Below are 26519 nucleotides of genomic sequence, written 5' to 3'. Positions count from 1 at the left end.
AGAATAAAGCCAACAGGTAAACAACGATCGTATACAGCACAGGGTTATATTCATTTGATACTTATACAAAAGAAGAAAATAGTAGTGTTAATAAACGTAAAACCTAAATTTTAACATAATAGTTACAATAAAACCTAATTTCACGACAGTTGGCGGGCTAATAAAAACTTTTTAAAGATGAATCGAAGTATAAAAAATCGTTCGCATTTTGTTCAAAAAATCAAATACCACAATTCATATATAAAGCTACTATAAACACATCCTTTTGCTATTAATAATATATTGTATTTTTGCTACTCAAAAATAAATAAAATGCTATTATCATATTTTCAAGATGAGTTTATAGAGGCGGGTTGTGATGAGGCTGGGAGAGGTTGTTTGGCGGGGCCAGTTTTTGCTGCTGCAGTGATTTTCCCAAAAGACTACCATCATGAAGTATTAAATGACTCCAAGCAGCTTAGTGCAAAAAAAAGAATGCAATTGCGCAGTATTATAGAGCAGGAGGCTTTAGCATATGCAGTAGCTAGCGTTTCCGCAGAAGAGATTGATCGGATAAATATTCATAATGCCTCTTATGTCGCCATGCATCGAGCTCTGGATCAATTAAAATTAAAAGCCGAGTACATTTTAGTCGATGGTAATAAATTTATTCCCTATCAGGAAATCCCCCATAATTGTATTGTTAAAGGTGACGGAAAATATTTATCTATTGCGGCAGCATCCATCTTAGCTAAAACGTACCGTGATGATTATATGGACAATATTGCAAAAGATTATCCTGAGTATGATTGGCTAAACAATAAGGGCTACCCTACAGTCAAGCACAGAAGTGCAGTACTTGCCAGAGGAATAACACCACATCATAGAAAAACCTTTAGAATAACTGATCCACAGCTCAAGTTATTCTAAAGGTTTTTAAAAAATTATTTTTAGCAACAATCTTTCTAGATTGTTGCTTTTTTATTCTTTTTGATTGAGAAGTAAATTGCAACAGCAATCCCTAATCCTAAAATTATGGACGCAATTAATGTCAATATATTACCGAGCTTATGAGATGCCGGATCGAAAATAAACTCGACCTTATGATTCCCACCTGGTAATTGTAATGCTCTCAGAATATAGTCAGCACGTATAATTGGCACCTCTTTACCGTCAACAAAAGCCTTCCAGCCTTTTTCATAATATACCTCAGAGAATACAGCAAATGCATCTGTAGGAGTAGAATATTCATAAACCATTTTATCAGGATGGTAAGAAGTCAGCTTTATCGATGCATTAACGGGCAAACCTAAACGTTTACCGTCAAATTTATCTTTAAATTCTTCACTAACAAAAGCCTCTTTTGAAGGAGTGAAACTACCAATCGCCTGCATCTCCTGCGCATTGTCTTTAACAAATGTTACTTGATCAACAAACCAGGCATTTCCAGCAGCAGAACTTCTACGTTGTATCCGTTGCCCCTTTTGTTCATCTCCTGTAATGACATAACGGACATTAAACATATCCAACACGTCTTCGTTTATAGCTCCATTAAATTGGTTCTCCAAAATCTCCTGAAACCGCATCAATTTCGCAGCATGGTAACCACCTAAAGATTTATGATAATATGACGCACGGGCATCTGAAAATGGATTTGTGGTTAAATCAATGACACGGTAACTCAAATCCTTGTCCATACGAATCAATTGATCGACCTCCCGCTCTTGAAAAGCCTGACCTGTTACCATGCGTTTCTCTACAAATGATTTGTCATTTAAAAAGCGCTTATCGACACTCCAGAGATCAAACAGAAAAACAACCGCCAATCCAATAATCAAAACATTTGCAGAAAGCTTCTTCTTAATAAAAAACCATACTGCTAAAAAGGTAATCAAAACGATGGCAAAAGAACGATACGCATCTGCACTCGCCACTGCCGAACGATCTTTTATTAAATTGTTTAACCACTGATTTGCAACTGCCTGATCACCGACCTGGCTTGTCAGTTGCTCCAGCAATTGCACATCCTCTTTCTTTTTAAAACTTAAAAATAGATCTGGTACAAAAGCAACAAGTAAACAAATAGCACCTAATCCGATAAAAGTATACAGTACTTTCTTATCTAATTTCTCAATTTTATCTGCCTTTGTGATCAACTCATTCAACGTTAACACCGCCATCAATGGAATCAAAATTGCCGCGATCACCAATATCGACTCGACCGCTCTGAACTTATTGTACATCGGGAAGTAGTCAAAGAATATGTCTGAAACCAATGTAAAATTCTTTCCGAACGACAGCAATAAAATTAGGACAGTTGTTGTAAGAATCCACCATTTTAGTCTATTGTTGACAATAAATAGACCTAAAATGAAAAGAAACAATACACCAGCTCCAAAATACCATGGACCAGAAGTAAATGGTTTGTCTCCCCAATAAACCGGCATTCTACTTGCGAATTCACCTGCCTGAACAGTGCTCATTCCCTGTGCTCCAAAAGTAGACTGCAAAAACTTTGCGACATTAGACTTTTCATCCAAAATACCACTATTTCCTCCTCCATACGCATTCGGAATCAAAAATGTCAATGTTTCTCCTACACCTTGGCTCCATTCGTAAGCATATTGTTTATCTAATCCCTTTTCTTTCGAGGCATCCACTTTAGTAATATTGGCGTGACCGCGTGTACTTAATTTACTGTACTCATAAGTCGGAATTAAAATCGAAGCATTCACTAAAATAGCGACAATTACTGCAGCCAACTGTAAACCCGAAGCAATAAAAAACTCCTTGATCTTTTTATCACGAATGGCGTATACCAAGGCAAAGATTACATAAACCATCAATGCGATAAGCATATAATAAGTCATTTGTAAATGGTTGACACGGATCTCAAGAGCCATAAATAAGGCCAACAGAACTGGGCCCCAAACTCTGCTCCCTCTAAAGCACATGATCACCGCTCCTATGACAGCAGGAATAAAAGCAATAGCATACGCTTTTGTGACGTGTCCAGCTTCGATATAAATAAAATTATAAGATGTAAACGCAATAGCAACGGCGCCTAATGCGGCTAGCCATGGTCGAACACGTAATACACTCAATAAGAAATACCCTCCCAATAAATAAAATAAAACGATATCAATGGGTTGTGGAAAAACGGTTTTGACCGCCGCTAAGATATAGGTTCCAATATTATTTTCACTTGCAGACCAGATTTGATAAGTGGGCATGCCACCAAACATTGAATTTGTCCACAACGGAGCTTTTCCATCTTGAGCTTTATAATCGAACATTTCCTTCTGTGCAGCTTGAGCCTGCACAACATCACTTTGTGCCAAAGTCTGCCCTTGCCACACTGGAGTAAAATAAAAGAATACAAGCGCTACAAAAATCGCTATCACGATAAGATGTGCTGAATTTTCCTTAAACCAATTTTTCATTTATATTATTAGGTTATTAAAACTTACGAAAACCAAAAATATACATTTGATTTTACAATTTATATTATTTTCCAAACCCAAGACTTATTTCTCCTATTCCCCTTTTTGGATAAGCTTATTAATATTCGACAATTCACCAAAAAGAACCAATATATCCCCTTCTTCCAATAATGTTTCCGAAGTCGCTATACCCGAAGCCTCCTTAATTTCTTTCTTTTTGATGCTATCTTTTACCTCGGTTATCTTGAGTGTTGTCATGACGATCACTTTAAAAAGATTAGTTAGGTTAGCTTCACGAAGGGTCATTCCAACATATTTTGATGGAACTTTTGTCTCAATAATACTGTATTTTTCAGATACTTTGAATGAATCTACAATATCAATATTGTCCAAACGCATCGCTAGCCTTTCTGCAGCCTCTTCCTCTGGCATAATGTATTCGGCGATTTCCATTGCTTCAAGCACTGTTTTCTGAAGGTCCGAAACAATTCTTCCTATGATTCGCTTTACTTTTAATTGTTTCATTAAAGCTACTGTTAGCAATGAAGCTCCTTCATCCTCTCCAATAGCAATAATAACGGCATGGCAGTCCTTAAGCGGTAAAGATGATACTGCCTCCCGGTCTGTTGTATCCAGACAGACCGTATGTGTTACTTTATCTTTTAATTGCTCAACAATAATCAGACTTTTATCCGCCCCGATCACCTCATGCCCCAATTCTGTCAAATGAACTGCAAGTGATCGTCCAAAATGCCCTAGTCCTAAAACGATATATTTCATATAAATTCGATTAATAGAGTATCTTTTCCTCTGGAAAAGTGTAATTTCTTCGTGTTATATTTTTAATAAAAGCCACCAATAATGTCAATGTACCGACACGACCGACAAACATCGTCATCATTACAATAAATTTACCTGCAACACTCAAAGATGGTGTAATTCCCAAGCTCAGCCCACAGGTCGTATAGGCAGATACTGCCTCAAATAACAATGCTTTAAAACTCTTATCAGGATCTGAAAAAACCAGCAGCATAAAACTCACACCGATCGTAAATAGCGACAATAGAATAATGGCAAATGCTTTATGTACAGATTCGCCTGCGATCCGTCTTTTAAAAAGTTCAATATGCTCTTTTCCTCTTGCCAAAGCAATGATATTCATTATAGACACCGCAATGGTCGTAACTTTAACACCACCACCAGTGGAACCAGGAGATGCTCCTACCCACATGAGTAGGATAATTAACAAGACTGTGGGCATGGATACAAATGAGAGATCAACACTATTAAATCCAGCCGAACGCGAAGCATTGGCCATAAAAAATGAGGTTATCCACTCGCCCATCTGCCCCTGTTCCAAAGAAAGAGTCTTGTTCCGCTCTAACAGAAAAAAGAATATTGTTGCCAACACAACGACAACCGCATTACACGCCAGCACTAATTTTGAATTAAAACTGAAGTTCCAAGCTTTATGCTTATAATTCTTCTTCGTCACCAACCGATGATACCAGTAAATACAAGAATCTTTTACATAGGAATAAATATTCAATACGATCCCAAAACCCAATCCACCTAGTATAAATAATACAGACAAAGCCAATTGGAAGTTGTAATTAAATTTATAGCCATCATTGGTGATTCCATCCGTTAGGATCGAAAAACCAGCATTACAAAAAGAAGATACAGAATGAAAAATAGCGAAAAACACCTGATTTCCCAGAGAAGGAAAAAGAGTTGCATCTAGCGTGCTAAAGATTAATAAAGCACCGAGAAGTTCAAATAATAATGTAATAAAAATTATCGTGAGAAGTGTTTTAACCACCGATCCCACTTTATTTTCACCAAGAATTTCGCCAAACATCAATTGATTCTTGAACGAAAAACCACCTGAAAAGAAGTATCCGAAAAAACCGGTAAAAGTCATAATTCCCAATCCACCAATCTGGATCAACACCAGAATAATTGTTTGTCCAAAGAGAGAAAAGTTAGTTGAAATATCTGTCACCGATAGTCCCGTAATACATACAGCACTTGTCGCCATAAATAGTGCATCAATAAAACTCAAAGGGGCTTCTATTGTTGTTCGGGGCAACATCAACAAAACAGTACCGATAAGAATCAATGCAAAAAAACTGATAACAAATAAAATAGTGGGATTAAAATAGAAGTTATCAAAAAACAAGGTACTCTTGGAAAGCTCTGCAATAAACACCAGATAAATACCTAGATAGATCCACTGATCTTTACCGAAAAGATCAACTGCGGGAACACTTGCAAATCGCGCTATTATGATTAAAGCAAAATAGCTTAGGATCACCAGCCCTGAATAATGTTCTACTTCAATTCTTTTCAACGCAAAAATAGAAGAAGCTGTACGAAGTCCTGTCATGATGAACAAAACATAGAACATTGCATTAATGATATGATCGAGGAGGTTTGCAAGATTTGGATCTCTTACATAGCCCACATTGAAAATAACGGCAAAAGCACAGATCATGCTGACATAAAACATGATTTGATCTACAATGCTATTCTTATACTTAAAGACGAATTTTAAAAAACTCAATATTGACCCCATCTGTCACAAACATACTGATAACTTAGGAAAAACAGAACTTCCTGCCCCGATGATCATATTTCACGTGAAACCCTCTTTTTTATTCGGCGACTTTGCTCTCTTCGTCACCTTTTTTCTTCTTAAAAAGCTTCGATACAAAACTTTTCGTTTTGCCAACAACAGTATTGGCTTTCTCTACTGTATGTTGTGCGCGGTCAGCAGTACGCATTAATTTAGCTTCCCGCTCCTTGCTAAGCCCCACACATTGCTTTATTCCATCCAATAGACTTTGCCAAAGGGTCTTAAAAAAAGTGTGGTCAGCATGCCTATGCCAATTGACCTTTCCAATAATATATTCTCCAGAAAGGTTTGGATTACTACCGTTAACCAAAAGTTCATTCACCAGTAAAGAGATAAAACCTTTTCTTTTAACAGTCCCATCTTCTTTCTTCTCTAAAATGGTGATTTTTAGATCATCATAATCAAAATTAAACTTTCCCCAATTTCTGTGATCGGTTGCTTCCATATCAAAAGCTATTTTTTTGATATTTCCCGAGGCTATTTCTACATTTAAGAGCGGCTTTAAAATTTTATTAAAGGCTGGTGCCTGCATTGCTCCTACTGTTCCTTTATAAGTATGAAAACCTGTTTTCGATGTCATATCAAATCCGAATAAAACATGTAAACGCCCACTATTCATCACTTTTGTCAGAACATCGACACGCATCCACTTATTTTTAGCCAGACTTGAAACATCATTGGTCATGTTACTAATAGTCGCATAACTCTTATCGAAGGTAATCTTCCCGACCTGGTTATATTTACCACTTAACTCCGAATAGCTTATATCAGCATTTTGTACCAATACCGTATCTATTGCTAATTGCGTTTTCATATGCATTAAAGCTTGATGCGGAGATCTTCCAACTTTATTTACAGGTGTTGATTTATAATGCTTGTCCGAATAAATATCCAAGAGTCCATTTTTCAGTTGCGCTTTTCCTGCATAGATCTTCTTATTACGTAACAAACTATTAAAATCAAAAGATTCAAAACGAACCGTGTCGAATTTCATGACAACATAGCTTCCTCCTTTACCCTTTGCTTTATAATAGGCCGACTTACCCAAAATAGGTTGGTAAGCCACCTTTGTCAACATGATATTACGATCCCTAGTATTGATTTTTAATTGATCAAAATCAACCTTATAAAATCCATCAGGAGTTTTATAAGTAAATGCAGGAACTTCTATATCAACCATTTTGGTATGATAGAAACGTGTCGCATCGGAAATTGATGTCGAGTCGACCAAAACATCCTGAATCTTTATATTGACTTTCTTGATCTCAAAATCTTGGTAGATACTTTTTTGAATCTGCGAATATTTAAAATTGACCTTATTCAAATCGATTCCGGTTATGCGGATTCTTTTTAGGGTATTCTTTATTTTATCATATAAGGGTTTACTCTTTTCTGTAGATGCTGTATCATTATAGGAATGATACTTATTGATCATATGGACACTCGGAGTATCTAAAACGACATTCTTTAAATAAAGCTCTTTATTCAGCAGCATATCCCGTATAGAGAAATTACGAAATTTTAATTTGGCGACTTCGATTTGAAAACGATTATCAGGAGCTTTATTTATTCCTTCTAGTCGCGCATAAACATTGCTGTCCGAGCGTAAAACCAGATTGCTTATCGTTACATTTCCTAAAGCAAGATTAATATCCAAGTCATCATAATCAACCGTGTACAAACTATCGGTAGATGCGAGCACTATTTCTCTGAATTTTTGGTCTACAATTGGCTTCCAATGCACACTAAAATACCAAACAACCCCACCAAGCACAATCAACAGTATTACGAAAATACCGATTATCCATTTCCAAACAGCCTTCATGTAAAACGCGCTCCTTTTTTAGTAAATTTATTTGGTTATTTTTATCTAATACAAAACAACTTATTAATACTTTTGTTTGATTTTCAATAAAAGTAGATTAGTATCGATTCTTTCACTTGGTCCCAAATTCATGACACCATATAAAATAAAGCTGTTCTTCTGTATCTCGCTTAGTATAATATTACACATTTCCTGTCAAAAAAAAGAACCCTCCGTAGGCTTTTATTATTGGAAGACAAACTATAAGTCCGACACCTTATCACAAAAGATGATACAAGATCTAAAATCAAATACATTATTCGTTCGTATAATGGATATTGATTTTACTGATGGGGGTATTGAGCCCGTTCCCATCTCTCCAATTTCTTTTGAAAAAACTCTTCCATCAAATCAAACACTTGTGCCTGTTGTATTTATCAACCAAAGAATATTTACAGAATTAGATAGTCTCCAGATTAGAGGACTTGCACATAAAATGATACCTTTTGTATCTGAAAAGGCTAAACAATCCGGAAAAGAAGACTTTAAAGAATTACAGATTGATTGCGACTGGACTAAAAGCTCCCGTGATAAATTTTTCTATCTGCTAGAATACCTACAAAAGATACCTGAATTAAATGAAGTGACGATAACCACGACATTAAGGCTTCATCAAGTTAAAAATATTCAGTCCAGTGGTATACCTCCTGTAAAAAGAGCAACACTGATGTGCTATAATATGGGAAATTTAAGACAATTTGGAGATCATAATTCTATTTTAAATCAGCAAGATTTAACAACTTACCTGAGTGGAACTCTTAAAGACTATCCTTTAGAATTAGATATTGCTTTACCCCTATTCGATTGGTATGTAGCCTTTCGCGATCATCAATATATTGGTATTTCTAAGTATATCGACAAGAGCGATTTGGATGATAAATCACTCTTTACAAGAAATCCAAAGACGGAATTATTTATTCTGAACCAGGACTTACAAAAAGCGAATCTAAAAAAAGGAGATGTGATCCGTCATGAATTTATAACGAAGGAACAGTTAATTGCAACCGCCAAATTTTTAAATAAAGAACTTCAAGGAAAAGAGAAAAGAATCATCTTCTACCATTTGGCCCCAGAAGTTTTATCGAACTATAATTATGCAGATTTACAAGAAGTTATTGCTGCTTTTTAGCGCTACATTTATGCTCTATTTCAGTGAAATTGCGATTAATATCGCTTGTGGTCCCGAAATAGACCCTTATGACAATCAACAGACCTATTTCCTACCAAATCTGGAAGATAATAGCTACTCCGCTTTTCAGTTTATTCCCTATCAATTTCTATATACAGAACAGGAACCTGTACTGGAAGCGTCTGTAAATGTTACAGACTGGGTAAATCATTTAGGAAAAAATGTGAAACCAGATGATCTATACGCAGTCATGTACCAATCAAACCCGGAAACAATACAGGTTTTAAAGAATACAGCAATCCTGGATAATCTTCCAGATTCACTTCGAAATAACACATTTATTCAAAGTCTATTTCTTCCTAAAAATAAAAAGGAACTCGCTTACTTTCATTTTACAAAAGAGCAAGAACCTGTCACCAATATTGCACAAGACCCTTGGAGTCCTGATGAGCGTAATTTCGATGAAATAAAGCAATTTGCGCTTGAGGCAGAAAGTAAAATTTCGGCTCATAAGAACAATAGTTTCTTGTGGTTACGTTACGCATATCAAGCGGCAAGATTATTTCTTTTTGCTAAAGAATATGAAAAAAGCATCACCGTTTATGATAAATACATCGCTCGGTCAAAACTGAAATCTCCCGTATTAGGTTGGGCATTATCCAATTATGCAGGTGCTGTAAGGAAAAATGGTGAACCTGCAAAAGCTGCCTTTTTATTTTCTAGCGTATTTACGATATCGCCCGAAAGAAGAATACTCGCGTACAACAATTTTCATTATATACAAGCAACTGATGCTGAAATTTTTGCCTATACCAAAACTAAAGCAGACAAATTCAATATCAATGCAATCATCGGTTTCAACAACCCAAATAGTACTATTGAATATCTCGAAAACTGTTATAAGCTGGATCCTGCTAATACTATAAATGCCGTACTCCTCACACGGGAGGTTAACAAAATAGAAAATTTCTTCATTAAAGACCATACATTAGGTTATAATATGTCGCAGTGGTATCATGATGAAAACAAAGAAGAAATTCAAAAACACCTCCAAAACATCCGAGAACTTGCGCTAACCATGTATAAGGATAAAAAATATATTCAACCACAAATAGGCTTAGTTACAGCGGCCTACTTGAGTTGGCTCAATGCCGAAAATGATCTCGCAAAAAAATACTTAAAGATGGTAGAGCCCAAATCTTTAAATGAAAATCTGAAAGATCAGTTACGCATTACAGAAATGTTAACCTTATTGACAGATTGGGAAAAAGAAAAATCCTTAGATGAAAATCAATTGATTGCAACACTGAAGTGGTTGCAGGAAAAAGCTAAGAAGGAAAAAAACATGGAAAACAATAATTCATGGAGTTCTTTTGAGAATGGTTCTTACAGTCTCATTTCAAAAAACATCATACAAAATATCGTTGTTAACCAATACCTTACCAAAGGAGATACCGCACTGGCAAGTTTAGCAGCAGTAAAGGGAGATATTTTTTATAACCATGGATACGTTAATGACACACTTGAAAACAACATGCAATACAGTACCATTCGGTTTTGGCAAGAAGATTTAACTCCCAAAACCTTAATACAAGTTCAAAGGTATATACAGTCTCCTGAAAAACAGACGAAAATGGTCCAGTTTCTACTTGAAGATATTAAAAAAGTAAACAGTAATTATTTAACTGAATTGATAGGGACAGCATATTTAAGAGAATTAGACTTTACAAATGCCGTAAAAACTTTCAAAAATTTACCAGGAACCTATAAATCAAAAGAATACAGCAATTGGTATGCGGAAGAAACAATTGCTCCAAATCCATTTATCGTTACGATCAATGATTATCCTAAAAAGATTGGACAATCAAGTATGACAAAACTTGAATATGCAGCTCGAATGCTCAAGTACCAGACATTAATAAAGGATGAACAAAACAATGGTAAAAAAGCCGATTACTATTTTCATATGGCTAATGGCATATATCAAACAAGCACCTATGGTAATGCCTGGTCTTTAGTATCGTACAGTTGGTCATCATATGACAACAATGCCAAACCAGACAGGTATTGGGAAAGAAACTACAAACAGGCAAAAACTGCAAAAGAGTGGTACCTAAAAGCTCGAGAATTGGCTACAAGCCTGGACTTTAAAGCCAAGTGTACCTTTATGCTAGCAAAGTGCGAACAGAAAGACTTCGAGTTAAAAGACGACATGAGATGGACATACTATGAAAATAGTAGTGAAAACCCATTTTACAAGTTCTCATTACATAATAAATACTTTCATCAATTAAAATCACAATACAGTAAGACTGCATTTTACCAAACTGCAGTCCACGAATGTACTTATTTAAGAGACTTTATAGCCAGTAAATAATACATTTACATCCGATTGTTCTCGTTATGGTAGATACTTAAATAACTATCATAACGAGAGGATTCGATTTCTCCCTCTTCTACAGCTTCTATAACGACACAACCTGGTTCATTCACATGTCGACAATTGTCAAATCGACATTGGTTCATTAGCGCTCGCATTTCTGGAAAGAAATGTGATAATTCCTGCTTTTCGATATCGACAATTCCTAACTCACGTATCCCAGGAGTATCGATTAATTTTCCACCAAAAGGAAGGTCATACATCTCTGCAAAAGTTGTGGTATGCTTTCCTTTATCAGACCAGTCTGAAATATCACCTGTCTTAACGGCGTATTCTGGAACAATTGAATTCAGTAATGTAGATTTTCCTACTCCCGAATGTCCAGAAATTAAAGTGGTTTTATCTTTAAGCACTTCCTTTAATTGATCTATATTCACGCCGTTCAAAGCTGAAACTTCGTAACATGGATAACCGATTCGCTCATAGATACTCTTATAGTCCTGTAAAATAGCTAGTCCCTCATCACTGAACAAATCCAGCTTATTGAAAATCAAAACAGCAGGTATACCATATGCTTCTGTAGTAACTAAGAAACGATCGATAAAACCAAGAGAAGTAGGAGGAGAAGCCAATGTTACAACTAAAAAGGCTTGATCCAGATTCGCACCAATAATCTGTGTTTGCTTCGAAAGGTTGACAGATTTACGGATAATATAGTTACGTCTAGGTTCCAATTCATTGATAACAGCACTTTCAAGATCCGGTTCTACTTCAAAATGTACCCAATCTCCAACAGCAACAGGGTTAGTACTTTTAATACCTTTGGTACGAAATTTCCCTTTTATACGACAGTCATAACGTTGTTCATCCTCACCCAGCACCTGATACCAACTACCCGTAGATTTGGTTACTAATCCTCTCATATAAGTTCCTTTTGTGCATATATCATCTTACAAAAATCGTAAAAATTTATTAAACTTAAGGTTTATCGTTTTTATTATCTTTGTAAGAGTTACCTTAAAATTAGCATTCGTGAAAAAACTATTTCTTCTAGATGGAATGGCCCTGATTTACAGAGCCTATTTTGCATTAAACAAAACACCTCGTATTACCTCTAATGGTTTAAATACCGGTGCGATAATGGGATTTACTAACACTTTGTTAGAAATATTAAAAAATCAGAAACCATCTCATTTAGCAGTAGTGTTTGATACTGAAGCACCCACAGCACGTCATATTGAATTTGAATCGTACAAGGCACACCGCGAAAAGATGCCTGAAGATCTTTCAGCATCAATACCCTATATCTTCAAATTAATCACCGGTTTTAATATTCCCATTATTACAAAGGACGGTTACGAGGCCGATGATATCATCGGAACGCTTGCAAAAAAAGCAGAAAAAAAAGGCTTCACCGTTTACTGTATGACGCCAGATAAAGATTTTGGACAGCTTGTGTCTGAAAATATCTTTATCTACAAACCTGCCCGTATGGGTAATGGTGCTGAAATACAAGGGGTAAAAGAAATTCTTGAAAAATGGGAAATAACAGACGTCAATCAGGTGATCGATATATTAGGTCTTTGGGGTGATGCTGTTGACAATATACCCGGAATACCGGGTATCGGTGAAAAAACAGCTAAAAAATTGATCCAAGAATTTGGATCAATGGAAAATATCATTGCAAATGCAGATAAATTGAAAGGCAAACAACGTGAAAACGTTGAAAATTATGCTGAACAAGGTTTGATTTCAAAAAAATTAGCCACCATCCTGCTGGATGTCCCGGTAGAACTTGAAGAAGAAAACTTATTAATAGAAGAACCTAATAAAGAAATACTAGAACCCTTATTCAACGAACTCGAATTTAGAACAATAGGTAAACGTGTTTTTGGAGAAACCAATAGTGTAGCAGATGCTCCTAGAAGTACAAATGGTCAAATGGATTTATTTTCATTGCCACAACAGATAGATACAGAAGAAGGAGTACCGTACACAGGGCCAGTCAATAGCCTTGAGAACACTCCACATGATTATATTTTAGTGAATACCAAAGAGGAGCAAGAAGCACTAGCAAAACAACTAGCAACACTTTCCAGCTTCTGTTTTGATACTGAATCTACGGGTTTAGATGCTAATTTGGCCGCTATTGTAGGTCTTTCTTTTGCTTTTGAAAAAGGAAAGGCATATTATGTGCCAACCCCCGCGGATCGTGACCAAGCGCAGGAGGTGATCAATATTTTTAAACCTGTTTTAGAAAATGAACAAATAGAAAAAATAGGGCAAAATATCAAATACGACATTTTGTTATTAGCGAGATATCAGGTAGCAGTAAAAGGCCCTATTTTCGATACGATGCTGGCGCACTATTTAATTGATCCGGACACCAGACATGGTATGGATGTACTTGCCGAAAACTATCTTAATTATAAGCCCCTTTCTATCACAGAACTAATTGGTAGCAAAGGAAAAAAACAAGGTAATATGCGCGATGTTGAGCTGGAGATCATCAAGGAATATGCCGCCGAAGATGCCGATATTACTTTACAGCTCAAAGAAATCTTCAAACCACTACTGGAGGAAACAAATACGCTAAATTTAGCAAATGAAGTCGAGTTTCCATTAGTATATGTTTTATCAGAGATAGAACGAAACGGTGTTCGGATCGATACCGATGCATTACAACAGTTCTCACAAAATCTTGAAATAGATATCCGACAATTGGAGGAGACTATCTATGAAAAAGCAGGTGTTAATTTCAATATCGCTTCACCAAAACAACTTGGAGAAGTGCTTTTTGATAAATTAAAATTAGATCCAAAAGCGAAAAAGACCAAAACAGGTCAATATAAAACAGGCGAAGATGTTTTATTGGCTTTAGCTTATAAATCGGATATCGTACAAGATATATTAAGTTTTAGACAGCTACAAAAACTAAAATCGACCTATGTAGATGCACTCCCTGGTTTAATTAATCCTGATACCGGTTTAATTCATACTTCATACAATCAAGCTGTCGCTGCGACCGGCCGTTTAAGTTCAACCAATCCCAACTTGCAAAATATTCCGATTCGCACAGAAAGAGGCCGTGAGGTTAGAAAAGCATTTATTCCGCGTCATGAAAATAATGTTATACTCTCTGCCGATTATTCTCAAATTGAACTGCGTCTCATTGCAGAGTTGAGTAAAGATCCAAATATGATGGAAGCATTTACTTCCGGTCATGACATTCACCGCGCCACAGCAGCCAGAGTTTATGGTTTAGAGCTAGAGGAGGTAACATCAGATCAACGTAGAAATGCAAAAGCAGTAAACTTTGGTATTATCTATGGGCAATCTGCATTTGGGCTATCCCAAAGTCTTGCTATTCCCCGCAAAGAAGCAGCAGAAATTATTGATCAGTACTTTAGTCAATATGCCGGGATAAAAAAATACATGAGCGAGGTTTTAGACTTTGCAAAAGAAAATGGATATGTGGAAACAATCCTCAAAAGAAGACGTTATTTAAGAGATATCAACTCGGCCAATATGACTGTTAGGGGCTTTGCTGAACGAAATGCCATTAATGCTCCTATTCAGGGATCGGCAGCAGATTTAATTAAAATAGCCATGCTTGGAATCCAGAAAGCGATTACCGAGCAGGGATTATCCGGCAAGATGATTATGCAGGTACATGATGAGCTTGTTTTTGATATCCCAGAAAATGAGGTAGAAATTTTTAAAGAAATCATCCAAACAAAAATGACGACCGCGATTAAGACAGAAATTCCACTGGTAGTAGAGATTGGACAGGGTAAAAACTGGCTGGAAGCACATTAATAACATTTTGTAAACAAGAATTATGAAAAAATTTCTGTTCATATTATCATCCTTGATTTTGTTGCTAAATTTTGCCTTTGGACAAGAAAAAGCAATCTATTATGAAAAATTAGATAGCAATATGTTCCGATTCTATTTTGATAAGAATTATTATTTAGCTGACAAATCTTGTGAGTTCAAATCCATAGAACGTGTTGCGACATTAAATCCGAAGACGCAAAAATTTGACGGTGCATTTAAAGACTTTAATAACAATGGCCGCTTAATTCTAGAGGGAAACTATATTAACGGAAGTAAAGAAGGTACTTTTAAAGCATATCATCCAAATGGGATATTGAAATGGGAAGCGACATTTAAGAATGATATGCCGATGGGTAACGTTATACATCGTTACCCAAGTGATAAAGTGGCTATGGAGCTTTTATATACCGATAGCGTTATTCTGATTCAAGATTTCTGGCTTCCGAACGGAACTCAAAAAATAAAAGACGGAGAAGGAAACTATTCCTTTTCAATACCATTTGAAGGCTACAATCAGTATGGTTTCGAATTTTATCTTGCAAAAGGAAAAATTAAAGATGGTAAACAAGAAGGAAATTGGCAAATTTTAGGTCATGACAAAGGAGGTAAGCAGACATTAATTGCATTGGAAAAATATCAAAACGGCAATCTACTAATCGGAGAGGATTACTTTTTGGACAATAATTACCGACATAGTAAATTTGGCATTATTCCCTATGATAATTTTTCTAGAGGAGAATTTCTTACATTCAAAGCATGTAATTTTGACGATTTCTCTAACTTCAATATGCTCATTAGTAAAGAACTAACCAATTCAATGATCCTAATCAGTGCTGAAAACTTTACAGAAGAGAGTTTTGAATACAAAACTAAATTAGATAAAGAAGGGAATCCTTCAAAAGTAGATTTTATAAAAAAGACATCCTCTGAAAATCTTAATAACATACTGGAACAATTAATTGCGGATATCAGCTTCTATTATCCATCATTAGAAAATGGTAAACCAATAGCTGATATACTTACAGTAACAGGTAAAATGTACAAGAATTCGGAAGGTAAAATTGAAGTCCTACCGATAATAATTCATCGAGAAAAAGGACAATAGGACTATTTGATTATATTTGCAAAAAACTTATAGACATGAAATTTCACAAAGAAGGATATACAAGTCTGGCAATTACTGTTTTAGTAATATTTATTGCTAACGCAATCGCGGACTACTATGATGCTCCTGAAGTTATTAAATGGATAATTTACATCCTTTCAGCATTTCTTTTTATTACGATTGTTCAATTTTTCCGTAGTCCAACAAAACAAATCGTTGTACAAGAAGGAACGATCTTATGTCCTGCAGATGGAAAAGTTGTTGTGATAGAGGAAACAGAAGAGAACGAATATTTTCATGACAGAAGATTACAGGTTTCCATCTTCATGTCACCTATAAATGTACACGTAAATCGTAACCCGATTTCTGGTATGGTCAGCTATTTCAAATACCATCCAGGAAAGTTTTTAGTCGCTTGGCATCCAAAATCTTCAACAGACAATGAAAGAACAACAGTAGTTGTTAAAAATGCTAATGGCGTAGAGGTTCTTTTTAGACAAATTGCAGGAGCACTTGCCCGTCGTATTGTTTGGTATTTAAAAGAAAATGATGCTGTTACACAAGGTTCGGAATTTGGCTTTATTAAATTCGGATCACGTGTAGATTTATTCCTCCCCCTGGGAACACAGATCGATGTCAATATTGGCGATAAAGTGGTTGGAGGTAAAACGATCATAGGAAAATTATAACAATTTATTAATATAGGAATCACTAACTTAGGCTTTGGTATTTTTACTAAAGCCTTTTTTATTACATACATGAATTTTAGACAACTTGTTTTAAATTGTTCATTAGCCGTAGGATTAGCTATTTCTGCTGTTAGTTTTTACTATCATTCGGACTGGAAATCTTTCCTCATCATTTTCGCCGTTTCTACGCTGATCAGTTTTCTCATGTTCAACTTTGTATTTGAACGCTACATCTATAAAAGGATCAATACCATGTACAAACTGATTCATAACCTAAAATTAGGTAAGGATCTAAAGGACGCTTTGGGTGAACATGTTACAGCAGATCCTATAGGGGATGCCGAAAATGAGGTTAAGGCATGGGCAAAAGCAAAGAAAATAGAAATAGAACAACTTAGATCACAGGAGAAGTTTCGAAGAGAATTTTTGTCAAATGTTTCACACGAGTTTAAAACTCCCTTATTCTCTATACAAGGATATATAGAAACATTACAGGATGGGCTGATGGAAGAGGATATCGAGATGGCTAAGACATTTCTAAACAAAGCATCTAAAAATGTAGATCGTTTGAATTACCTCATTCAAGATTTAGACGAAATCTCAAAACTTGAATCTGGTAAAATGGTTTTAAATATCGAAAAATTTGATATCGTAGAACTTATTAAAGAAACGAAAGAATCTCTGGATGACAAAGCAAAAGCACATAATATAGAGGTCCAACTAAAAACTAAACCTGGTACTCCATACTGGGTGAAAGCCGACAAGCATAAGATTAGTCAAGTACTTGTCAATTTAATTGAGAATTCCATTAAATATGGTAAGAACGGGGGCAAAAGCCAAATCAGGATATTCCCACTATTTGAACAAGTTTTGGTGGAGATAACAGATGATGGTTATGGCATTGAAGAGAAAAATCTAAGCCGTGTTTTCGAACGATTTTATAGAATCGATAAAAGTAGATCTAGGGGGATAGGTGGTTCTGGCCTTGGTTTATCCATTGTTAAACACATTGTTGAAGCACATCAGCAAAATGTAAATGTAAGAAGTACAGAAGGTATAGGTACAACATTTGGGTTTACTTTAGAAAAAGTTTCGCAAATCTAATGTTAACAAAACACAACTTAACATTCCTCAAAACTTAACATTAACTTAACATTAACTTAGTAATTTCGCAAAAAATAATTAATAATGATATGTCTTTAAATAGCATTTTTCAGTATTTCGTTCCTAAGGATAAAAAGTTTTTCCCTTTATTTGAACAAGCAGGTAGTAATTTGATAGAAATGTCTAAGCTACTTAAAGAAGCCGTTAACGCTAGTGACGCGGAAAAACGTAAAGAAATCGTTCGCAAAATCGAAGATTTAGAACATAAAGGTGACAACATCACACACCAAATACACTTAGAATTAGGTAAAAATTTTATCACTCCTTTTGACCGTGAGGACATCCACGCATTAGCAAGCTCACTAGACGACGTTGCTGACTTCATCAATGGTGCTTCTAATAAAATGGATCTATACAAGGTTCAAAAAGCAACTGAACCCATGATAGAAATGGCGGATCTGATTGTTGAGGCTACTGACCATGTTGCAAAAGCAATTTTTGAATTAAAAGATTTAAAAAATATTCGTAACATCACAGATTCTTGTGTTCGTATCAACAGTGTTGAAAATAAAGCTGATTATATATTTGACAAAGCGGTAGCTGATTTATTCGAATTCGAGAAAGATGCCATTACTTTAATTAAACACAAAGAAGTATTATCTGCAATGGAAGACGCTACAGACAAATGTGAAGACGTAGCAAACGTATTAGAAAGCATCTTGGTTAAAAACGCATAATTGCGAATTTAGCATATTAACACATTCATATTATGATGTCAACATTATTAATTGTTGTAATTATACTAGCGATTGCTTTTGACTACATTAATGGTTTTCATGATGCGGCCAACTCAATTGCTACAGTTGTTTCAACAAAAGTACTAACCCCCTTTATGGCAGTATTGTGGGCCGCGATTTTCAACTTCGCAGCTTACTTTTATTTTACCGACCATAAAGTGGCCAATACGGTTGCAAAAACTGTATTAGAAGAATATATTACATTAGAAGTTATTTTTGCTGGTTTATTAGCCGCAATAGGTTGGAACCTTTTCACTTGGTACTATGGTGTACCATCCAGCTCTTCTCACACGCTTATTGGAGGATTTGCAGGTTCAGGTATGGCTTATGCTTTCATTGTAGGTGGAGATCCAATCCATGCGATTAACATTGATGCAACATTAAAAATCATTGCATTTATTGTCCTCGCCCCCATTATCGGGATGATCATATCCATTATCATTACACTTGTCATTATTAATATTGCCAAAAACTCAAGACCTGCAGTGGCAGAGAAATGGTTTAAAGTATTGCAACTCGTTTCTTCTGCGGCATTAAGTTTTGCTCATGGTGGTAATGATGCGCAAAAAGTAATGGGTATTATCTTAGTTGCAATGGTTGCAGGAGGTTATTTACCCAACACAGAGCACATGCCCGAGTGGATTCCATTAACCTGTTACCTAGCAATTTCATTGGGAACAATGAGTGGTGGTTGGAAAATTGTAAAAACAATGGGTACTAAAATTACAAAAGTGACTCCTTTGGAAGGTGTAGCAGCAGAGACTGCAGGTGCCTTGACTTTAGGACTTACTGAACACTTCGGTATTCCAGCTTCTACTACACATACCATCACCGGTTCAATTATCGGGGTAGGTATTGTTAAAAGAGTTTCGGCAGTAAGATGGGGAGTTACTATTAGTTTATTATGGGCCTGGGTATTAACTATTCCTGTCTCCGCATTGCTTGGGGCGATCACATTGTTTATTATACACTACATATTGTAATAATTTAAAGTATTTTCTCAAAAAAATATAAAGTAAAACAAAAATTTGGTACATTCGTCCGGATTTTTGTTTTACTGCTTTGCAATAAAAGCGGGAAAAATGAGTTTTTATTATAGTAAGAATTAAAACAATTGATCCTTTTTTAATTTCGGCACGGTGTTTGATTATTTCAAACCGTGATTGCACTTTAAACAATTGCATACAAAACAAGAACAATTAAAATTTAATAATAACCTTAAAACAAGAGTATGAACTATTCTACAATTAAAAAAACAGCTGTTGCTGCTTCCTTAGTTGCCGCTTTAGGCTTCGCTGATGTAGCACAAGCTCAAACTGTATTTGGTGGAAGATCACAATACAGAACTTGGTCAATCGGTGTTCAAGGTGGTATCACTACACCTAACGCTTTGGTCGGTGGATCTAACAACTTCGGTCAGAAAGTTGGTTACTTCCAAAATAAAGTAGGTGAGTACTACGGATTAACAGTTCGTAAACAATTTTCTCACTTATTCGGTTTAGAATTAGAAGGTAACCGTGGTAAAGTTAAAACTTTCAACAAAAACAATGCAGTTGAAAGTACAAAATGGCTTTCTGGTGGTGCTAAATCTGCTGAAACTGAAGTAAACTGGGCTGCTAGCTTAAATGGTGTATTCCAATTAGGTACTATCGATTTCTTGAGAAGAGAAAATTCAGTAAACTTTTACGCTAAAGTTGGTTTAGGTGTTATGGCTAGTAATCCTGTTCAATTTGCGAACAATGACTTTACTGGTGCAGAATATTCAAACAAAGGTAAATGGGGTGAAGAAATTTTCGGAGACCGTGAAAAAGTTGGAGATAGAGATTTCAAATTGTCTGCTTACGTTCCGGTAGGTGTTGGTGCTAAATTCAAATTATCTGAAGTTGTTGCTTTAAACTTAGGTTACACAATGAACTTCACTGATGACAACTTATTGTTTGGCCCAGGACGTTCAGATGTTAAAGGTAAATTCTCTAACGTATACGGTGGTTTAGAATTCACTTTAGGTTCAAGAGACAAACAAAACTTGACTTTTGCTAACCCAGTTGCTACAATGTATGATGAATTGAAAGATCCTTCATTACGTAACGAAGTTGAAGCTTTAAAACAACGCGTATCTACTTTAGAAGGTACAGTTAATGCTTTAAATACTGATTCTGATGGTGACGGTGTTTCTGATAAATTCGATAAAGAGCCTAACTCTCCTGCAGGTGCAGTAGTTGATGGATCTGGTCGTCAAATCAAATTCCCTGAGCCAGTTGCAAATGAATTCACTTCATCAAACGGTTACGTTGCTCCTATTCAATTTGAATTTGATAGCTCTGTATTGAAAACTCAATCTTACGCTACATTAGACAAAGTTGCTAAAGAAGTTCGTGATAACAACTCTTCTGTTACTTTAGATGGTTATGCATCTGCTGAAGGTTCTGAAGCTTACAACGTTTCTTTATCTAAAGACCGTGCTAACGCAGTAAAACAATACTTAGTTAACGCTGGTGTTGCTTCTTCTAAAATCACAGCTAACGGTTACGGTGAGGCTAATCCAGTAGCATCTAATGCAACTGAAGAAGGTCGTGTTCAAAACCGTCGTGTTGAGATCAAAAAATAATTATAGCTAACATATAATTTAGAAAGCCGATTCTTGCGAATCGGCTTTTTTATTTTGCATACTTTAATCCGTATCTTTGTAAAGTGAAATTAATTTTGTTAGTAAATTAATTAGACATAGTTATTAAAAATCACTATTTTCAACTAAGTTGGGTTTATTGATAGATTAAATAAGGATGATGGAAGAGGAATTTGATTTTGAATCCCCTGAGGAAAGAAAAATCTCGGTGGATCGGTACGAAGAAATGATTAGGAACGAAGACCAATATTTCTTTGATTCCAAAGCATTTGAAGGGATTATAGACTATTACATTGAAAAAAATGATCCTATAAAAGCATTACAGGTTGCCGATTATGCAATTAATCAGCACCCTTTTGATATTACATTTTTACTCAAACAGGCACAACTCTATTCTTCAACACAGCAATTTGATAAAGCGTTGCATGCACTGGCAAAAGCGGAATTGTTAGAACCCTCTGAAGGAGATATTTTTTTTATCCGAGGCGGAGTCTATGGTTCTAGAGGGCAATTTAACGAAGCTAAGGAACAATTATTCCAAGCATTGAGCCTCTCTGACAATAAAGATGAAATCTATTTCCACATTAGCGTAGTTTATCAGGGAGAAGGTGATTTTGAAAAAGCGATTTACTATTTAAAGAAAACGCTAGAACTCAATATGGAAAATCAGGAAGCACTTTATGAACTCGCTTACTGCTATGACATATTGGACAAACAAGAGGAGAGCGTAGAGTTTTATAAAAAATACATCGATTCAGAGCCTTACTCTTATTATGCCTGGTATAACCTAGGTAACGCATATCACAAGCTGACGCAATATCCGGAAGCTATTGATGCTTACGATTATGCTATTTTAATTAAAGAAAATTTTTCTTCAGCATACTTCAATAAAGGAAATGCTTTAGTAAACCTTGATCGTTATCAGGAGGCTCTAGAGGTCTATAAACAAACTTTTGAATATGAAAAACCTAGCGCCGACACCTATTGTGCTATAGGAGAATGCCTAGAAAAATTAGAGCAAATGGAAGAAGCTCGAGTTTTCTATAAAAAAGCAGTCAAAATGGACGGTGATTTAGCTGATGCCTGGTTTGGGATAGGCGTTACACTAGACTTTGAAGAAAGACACTTTGAATCACTCCATTTTTATAAAAAAGCACTTGAACTTGACGATGCTAATCCAGATTACTGGTTTGCAATCGCGGATGCTCGCTATAAATTAAAACAGATTGATCTTGCACAAGAAGCCTATGCTAAGGTTGTCGCATTAAACCCGTTAGATGTTGATGCCTGGTTAGATTATTCTTCGATCTTCTTTGAACAAGATAAAGTAGATGAGGCAATTGAAATTGTATCGGAGGCTATTACGAATAACCCAGAAGCTGCCGAATTATATTTTAGAATGGTAGCCTATTTATTTGCTAATGGCAAGTACAATGATGCTATAGTTTTTCTTGAATTAGGCTTGGCAACCGACCCTGAAAAACATTATATTCTTTTTGATTATCTTCCGCAATTGCAAGGAAATCATATTATTTCAGAAATCATAAAAAAATATACTCCTAAATAAATGAAGAAATTAGGACTCATCGGTTTTCCATTAGGACATTCATTTTCTAAAAAATACTATCTGGATAAATTTGATAAAGAAATTATTACAGATATTAACTATGATTTATATAGTATAGAAGACATTCGGGAATTTGAACGGATTTTTAACGATCAAAACTTTTATGGTGTTAATGTAACAATACCACATAAGATCAATGTGCTACCTTATCTTCAGGAGCTATCTCCTGAGGCCGAAGCAATTCAGGCGGTCAACTGTATTCAGATTAAACATACGCCGTCAGGACCTTACTTAAAAGGCTTCAATACGGATGTTTACGGCTTTAAAGAATCGCTGAAACCACTCCTGGAAGAGCAACATACAAAAGCATTGATTCTAGGCAATGGGGGTGCAGCGAAAGCTGTGGAGTATGCATTAAATGAACTTGGAATTACTTATAAATTTGTTAGCCGGAATAAAAGTGAAAATAATCTGATTTACAGCGAACTTGATGCCGACATCCTCAATGAACATTATATTATTATTAACTGTTCGCCTGTCGGAACTTTCCCTAATATGGAAGATGCGCCCAATATTCCCTATGAATATATTGGCAATAAGCATTTATTATACGATCTTGTTTATAATCCAGCAGAAACCGCATTTCTTAAAAAAGGGAAAAACAATGGTGCAAAAATTAAGAATGGACTGGAAATGCTAGAACTTCAGGCAGAAAAAAATTGGGAAATTTGGAATGAATTGTAATTATAATTATTCATTCACAGTGGCCTTATAGAAGATCAGTTGAATACCTTACATTCGAAATAAAACTTTATTTTTACAAATTATGTTGCAGATCAAGACTTTTACCTTTAACCCTTACCAAGAAAATACGTACGTCATTTATGATGAACAAAAAAACTGTGTCATCATTGATCCCGGCATGTATGGACCTGCTGATGAAAGAACGTTAACAGACTTCATTGAGCAAAATAGTTTAAATCCAAAGATCTTATTAAATACACATTGTCACATTGACCATGTGCTAGGTAATAGATTTATATTTGACACTTATGGTCTTTATCCCCAGTTTCATGAGGGAGAACTTCCGGTATTGATCGAGGTACAGAACTATGCTCCACAAATGGGTTTCAGGTATGATATCTCCCCGATTGGAGAAACATTTCTTACTGAAGAAAATGTGATAAAGATTGGTGATCATGAATTGAAAATTATATTTGCTCCTGGTCATTCCCCTGCTCATTTATGCTTTTATAGTGAGCCGCAAAAATTTCTGATTGGCGGCGATGTTTTATTTAAAAACAGCATTGGTAGAACAGATCTTCCAGGAGGTAACCATGATTTGTTATTAAAGAATATCAAGGAAAAAATATATATACTTCCCGATGAAGTTACTATTTATCCTGGGCATGGATCGACTACGACCATCGGTTTTGAAAAAGCGACCAATCCATTTATTAGAGGCTAATCACAATGAACTTACCATACCTTTTTGCTAAAAGATACTTATTTTCAAAAAAATCTGTTAATGCGATCAACATTATATCAGGTATTAGCATCGTTGGCGTTATGGTAAGCAGTGCGGCACTCATTATCTTACTTTCTTCATTTAACGGTATGGAAAACCTGATAATTTCCATGTACAGCCAATTTGTGCCAGAAATAAAGATAGAACCTGCCCAAGGAAAGCTGTTTGATGCAAATCAACCTCCTATCCTTGCGCTAAAGAAAGATTCCAATGTAATCGATTACACCGAAGTACTGCAGGAAAAGGTACTATTGGAATACGATAACCGCCAGTATATTGGTACTATTAAAGGTATTCAGGCAAATTCAATAGACCATAAAAGCAAAGACAGTTTATTAATAAGTGGAAGTTATACCTTGCAAACTGACAGTATTCCATCTGCCGTTATTGGAGCAGGTGTTCAAGCAAACTTGGGCGTATCTATTCACGGTGGCCTCCGTAATATTGATGTATATTCACCTAGAAAGGGAGCTAAAAATGCAGCAAATCCTGCCGATGAATTTAATATCAGATCTATACAGCCAAAAGGAATATTAAAAAGTCAACAAGATTTTGACAATTTAATTATCACCCCAATTTCCTTTGCACAAGAAGTGCTTGGAGAATATGATCGCGTTTCAGCAATTGAATTTTATATAAAAGACAAAGCAAATCTTCAACATTTCAAAAAGAAACTACAGACGGATCTTGGAGAAAAATATGTTGTAAAAAACAGGGAAGAACAAAATCCGACTCTTTATAAAAATGTTCGCGTTGAAAGATGGGCCGTATTTTTTATTTTGACATTGATCAGTATAATTGCCCTTTTCAATATTGTAGGATCATTAACCATGCTCGTACTAGATAAAAAAGAAGATATGAACATCTTAAAGAATCTCGGTGCTAACAGCTCGTTAATACAAAGAATATTTTTCTATGAAGGACTAATGATATCCTTAGTGGGTTGTGTAACGGGCTTGCTAATTGGTTACATCTTTTGTTATTTACAAATAAACTATGGTATCATAAAAGTGGAAGAGGGAGCTAATATGTTAATTGACAGCTACCCCATTGCAATCCGTTGGACAGACTTTGTCATCGTCTTCTTTACCATAACAAGTATAGCCGGATTAATTGCCTATTTTACTTCGAAAATAAGTGTACTGGAATTAAATAAATTAGAAGCGACAGAATAAAGGATAGTTTACTTCCCTTTTTTCCCTTTGGAAATTTGTTGAATTAAGCTGCCCCAAGCAAAAGGGTTTAATAGAGGATTCGCATACCGCTGATTAATAACTTTATTATTCATACTGCGATGATTATCATTTACATTATAATTATGCATCTCATCGGCAGTTCGAGGTACTCTAGCTGCCAAAGCATCTAAAGATTCCTTCGACAAATTTCGCTTCGCACGAATAATATTGTCTGAATCAACCTCCAGATTCATAAATGCAATGTTAAATTCCTCAATACTTGCCCAAGGATAAGGTGTCACCATCGGTAACTCCGTAATCAGATTTTTCATAACGATCGCAGTGGACAAACGATCACCCTGAATATTTGGAATAACATACCTTAAGGTCTCATAACCGACAGATGTAAAACGGAGCGTGTCTCCGACATGCGCTACAAAAGAGAAAAAGCCCTCGTTATTGGCCATATAGGCTTCATTGCGAAAGCTTTCATTCGTTATAGTTGTATAGCCCACAGGAAGACCAGAGCTAATCGTTTCTACAATACCACTAAACTGCAAGATTTTACGCTCTTGGGAATATGAAGCATACCCAGAGAGGATGAAAAATAGAACAAAAATAAAGTGGTAGTTGAATTTCATAGCACAAATCTAAG

General features: G+C 35.6%; 20 protein-coding genes. 14 read left to right on the top strand and 6 right to left on the bottom strand.

Annotated elements, in window-relative coordinates; all coding sequences use genetic code 11:
• Nucleotides 1-312: 312 nt before the first annotated feature.
• Nucleotides 313-909 (top strand): ribonuclease HII, encoded by a 597-nt coding sequence (locus M2265_RS16460; RefSeq protein WP_132770006.1) that lies wholly within the window; start codon nt 313-315, stop codon nt 907-909.
• Between the two features lie 35 nt (nt 910-944).
• Here M2265_RS16460 and M2265_RS16455 read toward each other — a convergent pair whose 3' ends face one another.
• From M2265_RS16455 to M2265_RS16440, 4 genes are all read right to left on the bottom strand, one after another.
• Complete coding sequence (locus tag M2265_RS16455; RefSeq protein WP_021190725.1) at nt 945-3422, bottom strand: YfhO family protein; 2478 nt, start codon at nt 3420-3422, stop codon at nt 945-947.
• Between the two features lie 93 nt (nt 3423-3515).
• The gene (locus M2265_RS16450) at nt 3516-4202 is read right to left on the bottom strand and encodes a potassium channel family protein (protein ID WP_132770008.1); all 687 of its coding nucleotides are present in this window, start codon (nt 4200-4202) and stop codon (nt 3516-3518) included.
• A gap of 10 nt (nt 4203-4212) precedes the next feature.
• Entirely contained in the window at nt 4213-5934 is a 1722-nt protein-coding gene (locus tag M2265_RS16445; RefSeq protein ID WP_232789373.1) for a TrkH family potassium uptake protein, read from the bottom strand.
• A 145-nt stretch (nt 5935-6079) separates the two neighbouring features.
• Nucleotides 6080-7885 carry a hypothetical protein gene (locus M2265_RS16440; protein ID WP_132770010.1) on the bottom strand — a complete coding sequence of 602 codons (1806 nt, stop codon included), beginning with the start codon at nt 7883-7885 and terminating at the stop codon, nt 6080-6082.
• 268 nt (nt 7886-8153) lie between these two features.
• Here M2265_RS16440 and M2265_RS16435 point away from each other — a divergent pair, with 268 nt between their 5' ends.
• Complete coding sequence (locus tag M2265_RS16435; protein ID WP_231577846.1) at nt 8154-9053, top strand: hypothetical protein; 900 nt, start codon at nt 8154-8156, stop codon at nt 9051-9053.
• Nucleotides 9019-11430, top strand: a complete 2412-nt coding sequence (locus M2265_RS16430) for a hypothetical protein (RefSeq protein WP_132770011.1) — start codon at nt 9019-9021, stop codon at nt 11428-11430. Before M2265_RS16435 ends, M2265_RS16430 begins: the two co-directional genes overlap by 35 nt.
• A 5-nt stretch (nt 11431-11435) precedes the next feature.
• On the opposite strand, the gene rsgA is transcribed toward M2265_RS16430, so the two are convergent.
• Complete coding sequence (rsgA, locus tag M2265_RS16425; RefSeq protein WP_021190727.1) at nt 11436-12356, bottom strand: ribosome small subunit-dependent GTPase A; 921 nt, start codon at nt 12354-12356, stop codon at nt 11436-11438.
• 109 nt (nt 12357-12465) lie between these two features.
• Here rsgA and polA point away from each other — a divergent pair, with 109 nt between their 5' ends.
• The 11 genes from polA (at nt 12466) to M2265_RS16370 (ending at nt 25864) form a co-directional block, all read left to right on the top strand.
• Nucleotides 12466-15252 carry a DNA polymerase I gene (gene polA, locus M2265_RS16420; RefSeq protein ID WP_132770013.1) on the top strand — a complete coding sequence of 929 codons (2787 nt, stop codon included), beginning with the start codon at nt 12466-12468 and terminating at the stop codon, nt 15250-15252.
• A 22-nt stretch (nt 15253-15274) separates the two neighbouring features.
• Nucleotides 15275-16378, top strand: coding sequence for a toxin-antitoxin system YwqK family antitoxin (locus M2265_RS16415; RefSeq protein ID WP_132770015.1), 1104 nt, complete (start codon nt 15275-15277; stop codon nt 16376-16378).
• A gap of 35 nt (nt 16379-16413) precedes the next feature.
• On the top strand, nt 16414-17067 hold the full coding sequence (locus M2265_RS16410) for a phosphatidylserine decarboxylase family protein (protein ID WP_132770017.1): 654 nt from the start codon (nt 16414-16416) through the stop codon (nt 17065-17067).
• A gap of 69 nt (nt 17068-17136) precedes the next feature.
• Nucleotides 17137-18171, top strand: a complete 1035-nt coding sequence (locus M2265_RS16405) for a sensor histidine kinase (RefSeq protein WP_132770019.1) — start codon at nt 17137-17139, stop codon at nt 18169-18171.
• An 89-nt stretch (nt 18172-18260) separates the two neighbouring features.
• The gene (locus M2265_RS16400; RefSeq protein ID WP_021190730.1) at nt 18261-18908 is read left to right on the top strand and encodes a DUF47 domain-containing protein; all 648 of its coding nucleotides are present in this window, start codon (nt 18261-18263) and stop codon (nt 18906-18908) included.
• Between the two features lie 32 nt (nt 18909-18940).
• The gene (locus M2265_RS16395) at nt 18941-19951 is read left to right on the top strand and encodes an inorganic phosphate transporter (protein ID WP_132770020.1); all 1011 of its coding nucleotides are present in this window, start codon (nt 18941-18943) and stop codon (nt 19949-19951) included.
• Nucleotides 19952-20199: 248 nt separating this feature from the next.
• Nucleotides 20200-21576: an OmpA family protein gene (locus M2265_RS16390; RefSeq protein ID WP_132770022.1), complete on the top strand. Its 1377-nt coding sequence runs from the start codon at nt 20200-20202 to the stop codon at nt 21574-21576.
• Nucleotides 21577-21754: 178 nt separating this feature from the next.
• Nucleotides 21755-23161, top strand: a complete 1407-nt coding sequence (locus M2265_RS16385) for a tetratricopeptide repeat protein (protein WP_132770112.1) — start codon at nt 21755-21757, stop codon at nt 23159-23161.
• On the top strand, nt 23162-23905 hold the full coding sequence (locus M2265_RS16380) for a shikimate dehydrogenase family protein (protein ID WP_132770023.1): 744 nt from the start codon (nt 23162-23164) through the stop codon (nt 23903-23905).
• Between the two features lie 82 nt (nt 23906-23987).
• Complete coding sequence (locus M2265_RS16375) at nt 23988-24629, top strand: MBL fold metallo-hydrolase (RefSeq protein WP_132770025.1); 642 nt, start codon at nt 23988-23990, stop codon at nt 24627-24629.
• 5 nt (nt 24630-24634) lie between these two features.
• On the top strand, nt 24635-25864 hold the full coding sequence (locus tag M2265_RS16370) for an FtsX-like permease family protein (protein WP_021190736.1): 1230 nt from the start codon (nt 24635-24637) through the stop codon (nt 25862-25864).
• A gap of 8 nt (nt 25865-25872) precedes the next feature.
• On the opposite strand, the gene M2265_RS16365 is transcribed toward M2265_RS16370, so the two are convergent.
• Nucleotides 25873-26505 (bottom strand): hypothetical protein, encoded by a 633-nt coding sequence (locus M2265_RS16365; protein ID WP_021190737.1) that lies wholly within the window; start codon nt 26503-26505, stop codon nt 25873-25875.
• Nucleotides 26506-26519 lie beyond the last annotated feature (14 nt).

The organism is Sphingobacterium kitahiroshimense (assembly GCF_025961315.1).
GTDB classification, from domain to species: domain Bacteria; phylum Bacteroidota; class Bacteroidia; order Sphingobacteriales; family Sphingobacteriaceae; genus Sphingobacterium; species Sphingobacterium anhuiense.
The sequence above is the reverse complement of the archived record's forward strand: the minus strand, read 5'-3'. Positions and strand labels throughout refer to the sequence as shown.

Bases quoted from the DNA above. Each gene is read 5' to 3' on its own strand.
- M2265_RS16460 (WP_132770006.1), top strand. From the start codon at position 313: ATGCTATTATCATATTTTCAAGATGAGTTTATAGAGGCGGGTTGTGAT.
- M2265_RS16455 (WP_021190725.1), bottom strand. From the start codon at position 3,422: ATGAAAAATTGGTTTAAGGAAAATTCAGCACATCTTATCGTGATAGCG.
- M2265_RS16450 (WP_132770008.1), bottom strand. From the start codon at position 4,202: ATGAAATATATCGTTTTAGGACTAGGGCATTTTGGACGATCACTTGCA.
- M2265_RS16445 (WP_232789373.1), bottom strand. From the start codon at position 5,934: ATGTTTTATGTCAGCATGATCTGTGCTTTTGCCGTTATTTTCAATGTG.
- M2265_RS16440 (WP_132770010.1), bottom strand. From the start codon at position 7,885: ATGAAGGCTGTTTGGAAATGGATAATCGGTATTTTCGTAATACTGTTG.
- M2265_RS16435 (WP_231577846.1), top strand. From the start codon at position 8,154: ATGATACAAGATCTAAAATCAAATACATTATTCGTTCGTATAATGGAT.
- M2265_RS16430 (WP_132770011.1), top strand. From the start codon at position 9,019: ATGCAGATTTACAAGAAGTTATTGCTGCTTTTTAGCGCTACATTTATG.
- rsgA (WP_021190727.1), bottom strand. From the start codon at position 12,356: ATGAGAGGATTAGTAACCAAATCTACGGGTAGTTGGTATCAGGTGCTG.
- M2265_RS16415 (WP_132770015.1), top strand. From the start codon at position 15,275: ATGAAAAAATTTCTGTTCATATTATCATCCTTGATTTTGTTGCTAAAT.
- M2265_RS16410 (WP_132770017.1), top strand. From the start codon at position 16,414: ATGAAATTTCACAAAGAAGGATATACAAGTCTGGCAATTACTGTTTTA.
- M2265_RS16405 (WP_132770019.1), top strand. From the start codon at position 17,137: ATGAATTTTAGACAACTTGTTTTAAATTGTTCATTAGCCGTAGGATTA.
- M2265_RS16400 (WP_021190730.1), top strand. From the start codon at position 18,261: ATGTCTTTAAATAGCATTTTTCAGTATTTCGTTCCTAAGGATAAAAAG.
- M2265_RS16395 (WP_132770020.1), top strand. From the start codon at position 18,941: ATGATGTCAACATTATTAATTGTTGTAATTATACTAGCGATTGCTTTT.
- M2265_RS16390 (WP_132770022.1), top strand. From the start codon at position 20,200: ATGAACTATTCTACAATTAAAAAAACAGCTGTTGCTGCTTCCTTAGTT.
- M2265_RS16385 (WP_132770112.1), top strand. From the start codon at position 21,755: ATGGAAGAGGAATTTGATTTTGAATCCCCTGAGGAAAGAAAAATCTCG.
- M2265_RS16380 (WP_132770023.1), top strand. From the start codon at position 23,162: ATGAAGAAATTAGGACTCATCGGTTTTCCATTAGGACATTCATTTTCT.
- M2265_RS16375 (WP_132770025.1), top strand. From the start codon at position 23,988: ATGTTGCAGATCAAGACTTTTACCTTTAACCCTTACCAAGAAAATACG.
- M2265_RS16370 (WP_021190736.1), top strand. From the start codon at position 24,635: ATGAACTTACCATACCTTTTTGCTAAAAGATACTTATTTTCAAAAAAA.
- M2265_RS16365 (WP_021190737.1), bottom strand. From the start codon at position 26,505: ATGAAATTCAACTACCACTTTATTTTTGTTCTATTTTTCATCCTCTCT.